Genomic DNA, 13226 nt, shown 5'->3' on the forward strand with positions numbered 1-13226 from the left:
CCGCGTCAGGCGTTCCGGTGCACCGTGGTCAGCCAGTCGACCAGCAGGCGGTTGACCTCGTCCGCCCGTTCCTGCTGGACCCAGTGGCCGCAGCCTTCGATGATGTGCGACGAGACGAGGCCCGGCAGTGTCGCCGGGAAGGCCTTGATGGCGTCCGCCAGCCAGACGATGGACGCGTCGCGTTCGCCGCCGATGAACAGCGAGGGCTGGGTGAGCGGCGCGCCGTCCCAGGCTGCCAGGTCCTCCCAGTCGCGGTCGATGTTGCGGTACCGGTTGAGCGCTCCGGTCAGCCCGGACCGTTCGAACTCCCCGGCGTAGACGTCGAGATCGGCCTCGGTGAGCCAGGCCGGCCGGACATCGCCCGGGAAGCGGTCGCGCATCCGCGCCCCCGGCGGGACGAAGAACAGGCTGCCGTCGCCGTCCGACGGTGCGGTGTCGCCGGAGAGCGCGGCGTAGTAGCCGGCGAGCCAGCCCCGTACATCGGGCTCGATCTCCGACTCGGCGCGGCCCGGCGCCTGGAAGTAGCTCATGGAGAACTCGGCCGCCCCGCCGAACTGTGCGAAGAGCTCCGTCGGCCGCCCGCCGCCCCGCGGTGCGTAGGGCACGCCGAGCAGGGCGGCGGCGGTGAAGACGTCGGGGCGGAGCAGCGCCGAGCTGGAGGCGATGGGTGAGCCCCAGTCGTGGCCCACGACCGTCGCGGTCTCCTCACCGAGGGCACGTACGACGCCGACGTTGTCGGCCACATGGGCGAGCATCCGGTACGCGTCCACGTCGCGGGGCTTCGAGGAACGTCCGTAGCCGCGGACGTCGATCGCGACGGCGCGGTATCCCGCGGCGGCCAGCGCGGGAAGCTGGTGGCGCCAGGAGTACCACGACTCGGGGAACCCGTGGACCAGGAGGACGAGCGGGCCGCTGCCCTGTTCCACCAGGTGGATACGGCCACCCGGAACATCCACCAGGCGGTGTACGGCCTCATCGGTCGGCTGCGCGGGTGTCTCGGTGGGCTGCGACATGGTTCCTCCCCGGGAACGTCTGCGTCTGTTCGGCGGCCGGCGCACCGCCGCCGCTGCCCACGATCATGCGGGGGCAGGGAGCAGCGGTACGACGGTTGTTGCCGATTCGGCAAAAGCGGGGAGTCGACTACTCGCCGGGGGTGTCCCACAGTTCGCGGCTGCGCACCGCGACGAGCGCACCGATCCGGGCCAGGGCCTGGTCCGCGGACAACGCCTTCAGCCGGCGTCCGTCCCGCAGGCGCAGGGCGACCAGGTCGTCGGCGGCCTCCTCGGAGCCGATCACCGCCTGGTGCGGGACGAGCCGGGCGGCCCTGATCCGCGCACCCAGACTGCCGTGCTCCGGCCCCGAAAGCTCGGCCCGCAGCCCCTGTTCGACGGCCCGCCGTACCACCTCTGCGGAGCGCGGCACCTGTGCGTCGGTCACCGGCAGGACGACCAGCTGGGTGGGTGCCAGCCAGGCCGGGAAGGCACCGCCGTACAGCTCGATGAGGTGCGCGACGGCCCGCTCCACGCTGCCGATGATGCTGCGGTGGACCATGACCGGGCGGTGTTTCGCGCCGTCGGCACCGATGTAGTGCAGATCGAACTGCCCGGGCTGATGGAAGTCGATCTGCACGGTCGACAGGGTCGCCTCCCGGCCCGCGTCGTCCGCGACCTGGACGTCGATCTTGGGACCGTAGAACGCCGCCTCGCCCTCGACGGCTTCGTACGGCACGCCCGACGCGTCGAGCACCTCCCGCAGCAGCAGGGCCGCCCGCTGCCACATCCCCGGGTCCGCCACGTACTTCCCGCCCGCTCCGGGCAGGGACAGCCGGTGGCGGACGGGCCGGATGCCGAGGACGCCGTACGCCTCACGGATCAGCTCCAGGGCGGCCCGCGCCTCCTCGGCCACCTGATCGGCGGTGCAGAAGACATGGGCGTCGTTGAGATGGATGGCCCGGACACGGGTCAGCCCGCCGAGCACGCCCGAGAGTTCGGAGCGGTACATGCCTCCGAGCTCCGCCATTCTGAGGGGCAGTTCGCGGTGACTGTGCGGTCGGGAGCGGTACATGAGCGCGTGATGGGGACACAGGCTCGGACGCAGCACCACCTGCTCCCCGCCGATGTCCATGGGCGGGAACATGTCCTCGCTGTAGTGGGACCAGTGGCCGGAGATCTCGTACAGCTCTCGCTTTCCGAGCACCGGTGAGTACACATGCCGGTAGCCGGCCCGCTGTTCCGCGCCGCGGATGTACTCCTCCAGCGCATGCCGTACGACCGCTCCGTCGGGCAGCCAGTACGGCAGACCGGCGCCGATCAGCGGGTCGGTGTCGAACAGGTCCAGTTCACGTCCGAGCCTTCGGTGGTCGTGCATGGCGGTCTCCTCGCGGGAAGGGAGCGAGTGGCCGCACGGCGAAGCCCCGGGGCACTCGCCCCGGGGCTTCGACTTGGGTCAGCAGTCAGCGCGCCGGGACACTCTCCGGCGTCGTCGTCAGGTCGGCGCGCTTCATGCCGCGGACGCTAGCAGTCGAAGCGGCTCCGGGCCCGCGGTTTTTCGTCTGCCGGGCAGCAGAGGTCACAGGGCCGGTTCGGCCAGGGCCGCACGCAGGCGGTCGCAGACGTCCACCACGTCCGCCTCGCGGGGTACACGGCCGGCTCCGAACATGGCGACCTGGAGCGCGGGACCGTACGCGTCGTGCCGGGCCATGTCATCGGCGCGGGCGGGCTGGACGACGAAGTGGATGTGGCCGGGGACGCGGCCGGCGTGCGACCAGAGGCATACGTACACCTGCTCGGGGCTCGTCACCGCGGTGACGGCCTCGCTGGTCCGGCGCAGCAGCGGGCCGAGTTCGGCGGACTCGTCGGCGGTGAGGTCCGCGACATGCACGACATGCCTGAGCGGCTTGACGATGAGGGTGCCGAGTCCGAGCGGTCCGACGCAGTGTTCTACGGTCCAGTGACCGGTCCGGCTGACCGTCCCGCCCGCGGGCGCGACGGTACCGGAGATCAGATCGCACGCGAGGCATCCCCCACCACTGCCGTCCTCCCTGTGCTCAGCACTCGCCCCCACCGCGCTCCCCCTCTGTCAGGTCTGCTCTGCCACGTCCGTGAAAGGCAGCGGGCATCCGGGGCTCGCCGCACATCCCGTCAGATCCTCGCAGCCCACCGCCGACGCGAAGACGAGTGAGGCGCGGACCGTCATGCGGACCGTCATGAGGTCGGCGACCTATTCGTCGGTCTCCTCGATCCTGCTCCGTGCCCGCTCGCGGCCCCAACCCGGCTCCCGTGTGCCGGTGCCCCGCGGCCTCCACCGGCCGCCTCCGCGACCCGGCCGCTGCGCAGGGCCACGGTGGTCATGCCCCCTCCCGGGCTCCGTCCGCCCGGTCCGCGAGCGCGTCCACGACGTCGGCGTACGCGGCGGGTGCCGTCACCTCCATCACCGTCCGGCCGTCGTCCGACTCGGTGAAACCGAAGGTGAAGAACGAGCAGCAGGCGCTCTCCCGCCGGGCGAGTTCGCGCGCCGGTCCGTCGGCCGCAGGGTCGAGAACCAGCCGCACCGACCTGGGCGCCACCCGCTCGACGCGGTGCAACGAGCGGGCGAACAGGGCGTCGAACTCCGCGAGCCTCAGTGGCTGCTCCGTCGTCGGCAGCGTGCAGGCTTCCGGCACCCACATGGTCATGTCCGCTCCCTCTTCCGTGACGTACGCACTCCCCTTGTGCGGCCCCTCTTCCCCGACGGTAGACCTGTACCCGGGTACCGGATGCACGTCCGGGCGCGGTCGGCGGGAACCCGCTGCCCACGTACGATGCTGACCGGTGTCACCGCCGCCGCGCGCCTCCCGCTCCCTGGGGTAACTCTGAACTCCGTCGTCGCCGAGATCCTCTCCGTCGCCCTGCTGCTCGCCGTACTGGCCTTCGCCGTGGCGCGCCCCCGCGGATGGCCGGAAGCCGTCGCCGCGGTCCCCGCGGCCGCGCTCCTCGTGGCCCTCGGCGCGGTCTCCCCCGCCGAGGCCTGGGAGCAGACGCAGAGCCTCCTTCCGGTCGTGGGCTTCCTCGCCGCGGTTCTGGTCCTGGCTCAGCTCTGTGCGGTCGACGGGCTCTTCACCGCGGCCGGCGATGTCGTCGCCCGCGCCTGCCGGGGGCGGGCCGACCGGCTGCTGGGGGGCGTGTTCGCGGCGGCGGCGCTGATCACGGCCGTCCTGAGCCTCGACGCGACCGTCGTGCTGCTGACCCCGGTGGTGTTCGCCGCCGCCACCCGCGTCGGAGCCAGACCGCGCCCGCATGTGTACGCCACGGCCCATCTCGCCAATTCGGCGTCGCTGCTGCTGCCGGTGTCCAACCTGACCAATCTGCTGGCCTTCACCGCCAGCGGCCTGACCTTCACCCGGTTCGCGGTCCTGATGGCGCCCGCCTGGCTGATCGTCATCGTGATCGAGTACGTGGTCTTCCGCCGCTTCTTCGCCGCCGACCTGGCCGCCGGCGCACCGGACGAGCCGAAGGCCGGGCGGGTCGCCGTACCGGTCTTCACCCTCGTCGTCCTGGGTCTGACGCTCGCCGGATTCGTCGTCGCCTCGCTCCTGGGCGCCGAGCCGGCGTGGGCGGCGCTGGGCGGCGCCGTCGTCCTCGGCGTCCGTGCGCTGGTCCGGCGGAAGACATCCGTACGGGCCATGGTGGGGGCGGCGAGCCCGCAGTTCTGTCTCTTCGTCCTCGCGCTGGGCGTCGTCGTCAAGGCGGTCGTCGACCACGGGCTGGAGAGCGGCATCAGCCAGGTGCTGCCGCACGGAGACAGCCTGGGCGCGCTGCTGGCGATCGCGGCCCTGGCGGCCGTCCTCTCCAATCTCATCAACAACCTCCCCGCGATCCTCGCCCTGCTGCCGATCGTCGCGTCGAGCGGTCCGGGAGCCGTGCTGGCGGCGCTGATCGGCGTGAACCTCGGGCCGAACCTCACGTACGTCGGCTCGCTCGCCACCCTTCTGTGGCGGCGGGTCCTGCGGGAGCACGACACCGATTCCGGCCTCGGCGACTTCACCCGCCTCGGCCTGTGGACTGTGCCTCCGACCCTTGTCGCCGCCACCATGGCCCTGTGGGCGATGTTGCAGGCGACCGGAGGGGGCTGAATCCGTGACAGTGATCATCTGGATCACGGAGGGCACGTGGCGGGCGTGCGTGGATGCCGCACGGGCGCAGGTTCCCGCCCGGGCCGATGTGACCTTGCTGTACGTCACCGGCGACGACGTGGCCGAGACCGCTCACGGAGCGTTCGCGGGTCTGCTCGGCCGCGGCCACCCGGAACGCGACCCCGGGGACCAGGTGGCGGCCCTCTCTGCGTCCGCCGCCGCCGAACTCCTGGACCGGGCCGCGGAACGCCTCGGCAGACCCGCCGAGCGCCGTTTCGCGCACGGCCGCGTGGAGCGTGAGGTCGTCACCGCCGCCGAGGGTGCCGACCTGCTCGTTTGCGCCCGGGACGGCGACCGGCACCGTCTGGGTCCCCGCAGCCTCGGCCCCGCCACGCGTTTCGTCGTCGATCACGCTCCGTGTCCGGTGCTGCTGGTGTGGCCCGGGGCCGCGCCCGGCATCGACCGTCTTCCACCGCCTCCACCGCCTCCGCCGCCTCCGCCTCCACCGCCTCCACCGCCTCCGCGGCCTCCCGGCTGACGCTCCGTGGTGGCCGCTTCCGGTCTCGAATGGCGAAGCGGGGACGGCCGGGCGAAGAATGGATCAGACCCGCGTCCGGGGAGGTCTTGATGCTGATGCCGAACGAACCTGTGGTCGCCGAGCTTCTGAGCAACTACCGTCTGCAGGAACGCCGCATGCTGCGCAACCCGGCCGATGCCGAGATCAGCGCGAGCTTTCGGGATGCCGCAACCACGTTGTGCGTCCTCATGGGCCGGCGCACCGCCCTCGAGGCGGTACGTCTGGCGGAGAGCTATCTCGGAGTACGCCCGCGCGGCAGTAGCCCCACCACGGCCTGAGCAGGAGTGACGATGAGCATTGCAGGTGAATCCGGCCGAGCCCAGCAGATGCGGGACAAGGCACAGCAGCTGAGTGAAGCCGCTGAGCAGTCGACGGACCCGCGGAGGCGTCAGCGACTGCAGGAGAAGGCGCGCAAGCTCCAGGACCAGAGCGAGGTCGAGCGCGGGCTCGGCGCCGACGACGGCAAGCCCTCGCAGTAGCGGCCCCCGCTCCCGGTTGTCCGGCAGCGGCCCGGCGGTCACACCACCTGGATACCGACGACGCAGGTGTCGTCGTCGGTGTCCGCCCTGCTGTGCGTGAGCAGCCGGTCCAGCCGGTGCTCCAGCGAGGGCGTGGCCAGGCCCGCGGTGACGATCAGATGGCGCAGGGAGTCCTGGAGCGAGGAGTCCCTGCGCTCGACCAGTCCGTCCGTGTACATCAGCAGGGTGTCGCCGACCTCCAGCTGGACCTCGCCCTCCTCGTACGCCGCCTGTGCGACGGCGCCGAGGAGCATGCCCTTGATGAGCGGCAGGTTGGCGGTCGTCTCGCCGCTCACGAGGACGGGCGGCAGATGCCCGGCCCGCGCCCAGCGCAGGGTGCGGCGGTCCGGGTCGTACAGTCCGCAGACGGCCGTGGCCGTGACCTGTTCGGTCAGATGGTGGGCCACGATGTTGAGCCAGGTCAGCAGCTGTGCCGGTCCGGCGCCGGTGACGGCGAGACCGCGCAGCGCGTTGCGCAGCACGATCATGCTGGTGGCCGCCTCGATGCCGTGGCCCGCGATGTCGCCCACGCAGACGAGGACCTGCTTGGAGGGCAGAACGAAGGCGTCGTACCAGTCACCGCCGACCAGGTGCTCGGTCTCGGCGGGCCGGTAGCGCACGCCGACGCGCAGACCGGGAGCGTCGAGGGGACCGCGTGCGGGCGGCATGATCGCGTGCTGGAGTTGCAGGGCGAGCCGGTTGCGTTCGGCCGACTCCTGTTCGGTGTGGGCGAGTTGGTCACGCGTCGCGGCCAGGGCGACCTCGGTCCAGTGCTGCGACGAGATGTCCTGGTAGGCGCCGCGTACGGCGAGGAGCCGGGCGGCGGGGTCCAGCACCGGTTCGGCGATGACACGGACGTGCCGGGTGACCCCGTCGGGGCGTTGGAGCCGGAAGGCGGTGGAGGCGGGCCGCCGCTTGTGCAGCAGGGTCCGCAGGAAGCGTCCGATGGCGACCGCGTCGTCGGGGTGGGCGTGCGCGGGCAGTTGCTCCAGTGAGACCGGTGCGGCGGTGGACGGCAGTCCGTAGAGGCTGCTGAGCTGATCGTTCCAGGTGATCTCACCGGTGACGGTGTTCTCCTCGAACCCTCCTATACGGCCCAGGCGTTGGGCGTGCTGGAGCAGACTGGCGAGCCTGGCCGCCTGGTCCTCGATCCGCCAGATGAGCAGCACCGAGCCGCCGTGCCGGCTGATGCCGACGTCGGCGACGGCTTCCAGCGGCACCTGGTCGACCAGTGCGGTGAGGGCCATCCGGGAGGCGCGGAACGCCTCGCCCGTGGCCCACACCCGCTCGGCCTGCTCGAACAGTCCTCCGTCACCGGCGGCCATGGGGTAGGCCTCCAGCATCAGCGTTCCGGCCACGGCGCCTCGGGGGCGCCCGGCCGGATCGGCGAAGTTGCGGTTGGCGTGGTGAATCCGGAAGTCGACGAGGTGGCCTTCGGTGTCGAGGTGGGGCAGCAGGACGAGGGCCGGGTCGTGGAGGCAGTCGACGAGGTCCACCAGTTCGGCGAGGTCCTGCTGGAGCGGGCTCGCGGCGGGCGGGGAGCCGGGGACCGCCGGCGGGTGCGACCCCAGTGTGTGGGCGCAGAGTTCGGCCAGCGCCTCCATCTGGCGCTGTATCTGCGGCGGCTGCGGCGGCAGATGGTGGGGCCAGCAGATCTCCAGGACGCCGAGGATGCGGCCCCCGGTGCCGGCGGGCACGGCGACGCGCCCCCCGTCCGTGGTGGGCTCGTCGTGGATGGACGGCACGCCGGCCTCGGCGAACTCCCGCAGCCACACGGTCCGGCGCTCCGCCAGCGCCTGGCGGGCCACGGTCGCCACGCCGGGCGGCACATAGCGCCAGCGCCCGGCCTCCTCCGTGGGGAAGCCGGCGTGGCCGGCGAGGGTGAGGGAGCCGTCGTGGCCCGCGGACCAGACGGCGACGGCGGTGGCACCGAGGGGACTGAGGGCGTGCTCCAGGAGCGATTCGGCGACCGCCTGGGTGTCGTCGGCGGCCAGTGCGGCGCTCTCGGCGGTACGCAGCCGTACCGCGGCGGACCGGACGGTGTCGTCCGGCGGCGTGGCCGTGCCCGCCTTGGTTACGAAGTCCCCCACCGCCTCGGAGAGACGGTCGCGCGCCGTCTCGTTGATGATGTCCGCGGCCAGCTCCAGCTGCGAGAGACCGGCCTGGTCGGCGAGGTCCGCGAGCTGCCGTGCCGCCTCGGCAGGACCACATCGCAGGCGCTCGACCAGCATGCCCTTGGCGAGCTCGATCAGCGCACGGCCGTCCGCCGCGGCGTGGGCCGCCTGCACCTCCTTGCGGAGACGGTCGACGGTCGCGGCCAGCCGTCCGACCGCGGACGAACGGTCGCCCTCGGCCGGAGCCGGGTCCACGGTGGCCGCTACGAGATCACCGCCCCGGGCCGCGGGCACGGCGCCGTGGGCGTGTCCCGGCAGACCGTCGTTGCGGCCCGGCTCACCGGGTGGCTGAGTGTTCACGTACCGCTGCTCCTGGGCGACATGGTGAGGGGACGGGCGTCGTGGGCGGGAGGTTCCGCCCGGCTGCGGACAGACCCTAGGTGGCGACCCAGCGGCGGACGCAGGCGATCAGATCGTTGGCGTCCAGGGGCTTGGTGACGTAGTCGCTCGCTCCCGCGGCGAGACACTTCTCGCGGTCGCCCGGCATCGCCTTCGCGGTCACCGCGATGATGGGCAGGCTGCTGTGCGCCGGCATGCCCCGGATCTCCGCGGTGGCCGCGTAACCGTCCATCTCCGGCATCATCACGTCCATGAGGATGAGGTCGATGCCCGGGTGCTCGGCGAGGGTGTCGATGCCCTTGCGACCGTTCTCGGCGTGCAGGACCTGGATGCCGTGGAGTTCCAGGATGCCGCTGAGCGCGTAGAGGTTGCGGGCGTCGTCGTCGACGACGAGCACCGTGCGCCCGGCGAGGGTGGCGTCCGTGTCGTGCGGCGAGGTGTGCGCCGCTTCCTCGATCCGCATCAGCGGCAGGACGTCGCCCGGCTGGTCCGCCGACAGATACAGCGCGATGCGCTCCCTCAACTCGTCCAGACTGGAGAGCAGTTCGAGGGGCCGGCTCTCGGCGCGCGTCTGGAGGGTGCGCTCCTGGGCAGCGCCCAGCCGGCGGTTGTTGTGGGCCAGCACCGGTACGTTGCGCAGCGCCGCGTCGCCGTCCATCGCCTCCAGGAACCGGAAGGCCTCGCCGTCGGGCATGTCCAGGTCGAGCACGACACAGTGGCATGCCTCCGCAGCCAGGGCGGCGGCCGCCTCCTGGGCTCCGACCGTGCCGATGACGTCGACCGTCGCGCGGGGGTCGGCCAGTTCGCGTCCGCCGCTGAACTCGGCCACGACACTCTCGGTGACCAGTGACATCAGCCCACGGGGGCGCTCCTCGATGACCAGCAGGCGCCGGCGGCGCTGGGGCGGCTCGATGGCGATACGGGCGGTCCGCGCACCGGGCTCCACCGCCTTCTCACCGTGCGGCTCGGCACTGATCTGGCGGGGCAGGGCGCGGTCCTTGAACTCGGTGTGCGTCACGGGCAGATACAGCGTGAACGTGCTGCCCTGGCCCGGCGCGCTCTCGGCCGTGACGGCGCCGCCGAGCAGATACGCGATCTCACGGCTGATGGAGAGTCCGAGCCCGGTGCCGCCGTACTTGCGGCTGGTGGTGCCGTCGGCCTGCTGGAAGGCGCCGAAGATCGCCTCGAGTTGCTGCTCGGCGATGCCGATCCCGGTGTCCCGGACACGGAACGCGACGACCGGACCGCCGCGGGGAAGGGCCCGAGGCAGTTCGCTGTCCGCGGCCGGTTCGATCCGCAGCTCGACGCTGCCCCGTTCGGTGAACTTGACCGCGTTGGACAGCAGATTGCGCAGCACCTGACGCAGCCGTGAGTCGTCCGTGAGCAGGTCGGACGGTGCGCCGGGGGCCGTGGTGATGGTGAAGTTGAGGCTCTTCTGCGTGGTCAGCGGCCGGAAGGTGGCCTCGACGTACTCCAGCAGCCGGCGCAGCGAGACCCGTTCGGGGTTGATGTCCATCTTGCCGGCCTCGACCTTGGACAGGTCCAGGATGTCGTTGATCAGCTGGAGGAGGTCGGAGCCCGCGGAGTGGATGATGCCCGCGTACTCGACCTGCTTGGGCGTGAGGTTCCTGGTGGGGTTCTGGGACAGCAACTGGGCCAGGATGAGGAGGCTGTTGAGCGGCGTACGCAGCTCATGGCTCATGTTGGCCAGGAACTCCGACTTGTACTTCGAGGTGAGCGAGAGCTGCTGGGCGCGGGTCTCGAGCTCTCCCCTGGCCTGTTCGATCTCCAGGTTCTTGGCCTCGATGTCCCGGTTCTGCTCGACCAGCAGCGCCGCCTTCTCCTCCAGTTCGGCGTTGGAGCGCTGCAACTCCTCCTGCTGGACCTGGAGTTCCTCGGAGCGGGCCTGGAGCTCGCCCGTCAGGCGCTGGGACTCGCCCAGCAGCTCGTCGGTGCGGGCGTTGGCGACGATGGTGCTCACGTTCACGCCCACGGTCGCCATGAGCCGTTCGAGGAAGTCGCGGTGGAGGGCGGTGAAGGCGGTGAAGGAGGCGAGTTCGATGACGCCGAGGACCTGTTCCTCGACCAGGATGGGCAGCACGATCAGGCTGCCGGGCGCGGCTTTGCCCAAGCCGGAGGAGAGGGTGACGTAGTCGCCGGGAACGCCGTCCGCCGCGATCACCCGGCGGCTTCGGGCCGCCTGGCCGACCAGGGACTCCCCGAGCGCGAACCGGGTGACCTCGAAGGATCCGGCGGGACGGCCGTAGGCGCTGACCAGGGTGAGTTCCGTGCCCTGCCGACCGTCGACGGCGAGGTAGAACGCGCCGTACTGGGCGTTCACCAGCGGGGTGAGCTCGTCCATGATGTTCTCGGCGACCACGGCGAGGTCGCGGTGGCCCTGCATCAGACCGGAGATTCTCGCCAGGTTGGTCTTGAGCCAGTCCTGTTCCTGGTTGGCCCGTGTCGTCTCGCGCAGGGACCCCACCATCGAGTTGATGTTGTCCTTGAGTTCGGCGACCTCGCCGGAGGCGTCGACGGTGATGGACCGGGTCAGGTCGCCCTCGGCGACCGCGCTGGTGACCTCGGCGATGGCGCGGACCTGTCGGGTGAGGTTCCCGGCCAGTTCGTTCACGTTCTCGGTGAGGCGCTTCCACATGCCCGAGACGCCTTCGACCTCGGCCTGCCCACCGAGGCGGCCCTCGCTGCCGACCTCGCGGGCCACGCGGGTGACCTCGGCCGCGAACGAGGACAGCTGGTCGACCATGGTGTTGATGGTGGTCTTCAGCGCGAGGATCTCGCCGCGTGCGTCGACGTCGATCTTCTTGGACAGGTCGCCGTTGGCGACGGCGGTGGTGACCAGGGCGATGTTGCGGACCTGGTTGGTGAGGTTGTTCGCCATCGAGTTGACGTTGTCGGTGAGGTCCTTCCAGGTACCGGCCACATTGGGCACGCGCGCCTGCCCGCCGAGCCGCCCCTCGGTACCCACCTCGCGGGCCACCCGGGTCACCTCGTCCGCGAACGCGGACAGGGTGTCGACCATGGTGTTGATGACGCCGGCGAGAGCGGCGACCTCGCCCTTCGCCTCGATGGTGATCTTCTGCGACAGATCACCGCGGGCGACGGCTGCGGCGACCTGGGCGATGGAACGGACCTGGCCCGTCAGATTGGACGCCATGACGTTGACGTTGTCGGTGAGGTCCTTCCAGGTGCCGGAGACTCCGCGCACGGTCGCCTGGCCGCCGAGGTTGCCCTCCGTACCCACCTCGCGGGCCACCCGGGTCACCTCGTCGGCGAAGGCCGAGAGCTGGTCGACCATCGTATTGATGGTGTTCTTCAGCTCCAGGATCTCGCCGCGGGCCGTGACGTTGATCTTCTGCGAGAGATCGCCCTCGGCCACGGCGGTGGCCACCTGAGCGATCGAGCGCACCTGGGCCGTGAGGTTGCCGGCCATGAAGTTGACCGAATCCGTCAGGTCGCGCCACACACCACCGACACCCGGCACCTCGGCCTGGCCACCGAGGCGGCCGTCCGTTCCCACCTCGCGCGCCATACGGGTGACCTCACCCGCGAACGCGGAGAGCTGGTCGACCATCGTGTTGATGGTGTTCTTCAGCTCCAGGATCTCTCCGCGCGCGTCGACGGTGATCTTCTGCGAGAGGTCGCCCTCGGCGACCGCGGTCGTGACCTGAGCGATGTTGCGGACCTGGTTGGTCAGGTTGCCGGCCATGAAGTTGACCGAATCCGTCAGGTCGCGCCACACACCACCGACACCCGGCACCTCGGCCTGCCCGCCGAGGCGGCCCTCGCTGCCCACGTCGCGTGCCATGCGTGTGACCTCGTCGGCGAAGGCCGAGAGCTGGTCCACCATCGTGTTGACGGTGTCCTTCAGCTCCAGGATCTCCCCACGGGCGTCCACGTCGATCTTCTGCGAGAGGTCTCCCTTGGCGACCGCGGTGGCCACCTGGGCGATGTCCCGCACCTGCGTGGTGAGGTTGCCGGCCATGGCGTTCACCGAGTCGGTGAGGTCGGCCCAGGTGCCGGAGACTCCGGGCACCTCGGCCTGCCCGCCGAGCGTTCCCTCGGTGCCCACCTCCCGGGCCACACGGGTCACTTCGGACGTGAAGAGCGAGAGCTGGTCCACCATGCCGTTGAAGACCGTGGCGATGTCACCGAGCAGTCCGTCGGCCTCGTCGGGGAGGCGGGTGCCGAAGTCTCCGTCACGGACCGCCGTCAACCCGACCAGCAGCTGGCGCAGTTCGGGTTCTCCGACCTTGCCCGTGCCGCGCGCGGCCCCGCCCCCCGCGGGACGGGCTACGGACTTCTCAACCATGCCAACCTCGTTCCAGTTCTTCACAAACCGCCGGAGAACCCACCCAATTCACGCGGATTCCGCTGCATGGAAATTCGTCAAAGGCTAGCTCAGCGCGCGCGACACCCACAAAGAGCTCCGGCGCCGCCCGGCGCCGGAGCCCAGAGGTCACCAGCATGCTTCCGCCCCCCTGCGGGCC

9 protein-coding genes and 1 pseudogene are annotated in these 13226 nt (G+C 71.2%); 4 read left to right on the forward strand and 6 right to left on the reverse strand.

The window, feature by feature from the left end; all coding sequences use genetic code 11:
• Window positions 1–5: 5 nt before the first annotated feature.
• The 4 genes and pseudogenes from RPQ07_RS03725 to RPQ07_RS03740 form a co-directional block, all read right to left on the reverse strand.
• Entirely contained in the window at window positions 6–1013 is a 1008-nt protein-coding gene (locus tag RPQ07_RS03725; RefSeq protein WP_313942547.1) for an alpha/beta hydrolase, read from the reverse strand.
• Window positions 1014–1140: 127 nt separating this feature from the next.
• Window positions 1141–2379 (reverse strand): annotated as a pseudogene (gene thrS / locus RPQ07_RS03730) (threonine--tRNA ligase); the annotation flags it as partial.
• Window positions 2380–2568: 189 nt separating this feature from the next.
• Window positions 2569–3063, reverse strand: coding sequence for a hypothetical protein (locus tag RPQ07_RS03735; RefSeq protein ID WP_313942548.1), 495 nt, complete (start codon window positions 3061–3063; stop codon window positions 2569–2571).
• A 283-nt stretch (window positions 3064–3346) separates the two neighbouring features.
• Window positions 3347–3673 carry a hypothetical protein gene (locus RPQ07_RS03740; protein ID WP_313942549.1) on the reverse strand — a complete coding sequence of 109 codons (327 nt, stop codon included), beginning with the start codon at window positions 3671–3673 and terminating at the stop codon, window positions 3347–3349.
• Between the two features lie 126 nt (window positions 3674–3799).
• Here RPQ07_RS03740 and RPQ07_RS03745 point away from each other — a divergent pair, with 126 nt between their 5' ends.
• The 4 genes from RPQ07_RS03745 to RPQ07_RS03760 all read left to right on the forward strand — a co-directional run bounded on the left by RPQ07_RS03745 (window position 3800) and on the right by RPQ07_RS03760 (window position 6166).
• A complete protein-coding gene (locus RPQ07_RS03745) occupies window positions 3800–5110 on the forward strand; it encodes an SLC13 family permease (RefSeq protein WP_313942550.1) in 1311 nt (436 codons plus the stop codon).
• A gap of 4 nt (window positions 5111–5114) precedes the next feature.
• Window positions 5115–5648: a universal stress protein gene (locus RPQ07_RS03750; protein WP_313942551.1), complete on the forward strand. Its 534-nt coding sequence runs from the start codon at window positions 5115–5117 to the stop codon at window positions 5646–5648.
• An 89-nt stretch (window positions 5649–5737) separates the two neighbouring features.
• Window positions 5738–5965: a DUF5133 domain-containing protein gene (locus RPQ07_RS03755; RefSeq protein ID WP_313942552.1), complete on the forward strand. Its 228-nt coding sequence runs from the start codon at window positions 5738–5740 to the stop codon at window positions 5963–5965.
• A gap of 12 nt (window positions 5966–5977) precedes the next feature.
• Window positions 5978–6166: a DUF6381 family protein gene (locus RPQ07_RS03760; RefSeq protein ID WP_313942553.1), complete on the forward strand. Its 189-nt coding sequence runs from the start codon at window positions 5978–5980 to the stop codon at window positions 6164–6166.
• Window positions 6167–6204: 38 nt separating this feature from the next.
• Here RPQ07_RS03760 and RPQ07_RS03765 read toward each other — a convergent pair whose 3' ends face one another.
• Window positions 6205–8679 carry a SpoIIE family protein phosphatase gene (locus tag RPQ07_RS03765; RefSeq protein WP_413777699.1) on the reverse strand — a complete coding sequence of 825 codons (2475 nt, stop codon included), beginning with the start codon at window positions 8677–8679 and terminating at the stop codon, window positions 6205–6207.
• Window positions 8680–8755: 76 nt separating this feature from the next.
• Window positions 8756–13048: a HAMP domain-containing protein gene (locus RPQ07_RS03770; RefSeq protein ID WP_313942554.1), complete on the reverse strand. Its 4293-nt coding sequence runs from the start codon at window positions 13046–13048 to the stop codon at window positions 8756–8758.
• Window positions 13049–13226: the final 178 nt, after the last annotated feature.

The organism is Streptomyces sp. AM8-1-1 (genome assembly GCF_032229325.1).
Taxonomy (GTDB): Bacteria; Actinomycetota; Actinomycetes; order Streptomycetales; family Streptomycetaceae; genus Streptomyces; species Streptomyces achmelvichensis.

Coding starts and splice junctions, on each gene's coding strand:
- RPQ07_RS03725 (WP_313942547.1), bottom strand. CDS start 1,013: ATGTCGCAGCCCACCGAGACACCCGCGCAGCCGACCGATGAGGCCGTA.
- RPQ07_RS03740 (WP_313942549.1), bottom strand. CDS start 3,673: ATGACCATGTGGGTGCCGGAAGCCTGCACGCTGCCGACGACGGAGCAG.
- RPQ07_RS03745 (WP_313942550.1), top strand. CDS start 3,800: ATGCTGACCGGTGTCACCGCCGCCGCGCGCCTCCCGCTCCCTGGGGTA.
- RPQ07_RS03755 (WP_313942552.1), top strand. CDS start 5,738: ATGCTGATGCCGAACGAACCTGTGGTCGCCGAGCTTCTGAGCAACTAC.
- RPQ07_RS03760 (WP_313942553.1), top strand. CDS start 5,978: ATGAGCATTGCAGGTGAATCCGGCCGAGCCCAGCAGATGCGGGACAAG.
- RPQ07_RS03770 (WP_313942554.1), bottom strand. CDS start 13,048: ATGGTTGAGAAGTCCGTAGCCCGTCCCGCGGGGGGCGGGGCCGCGCGC.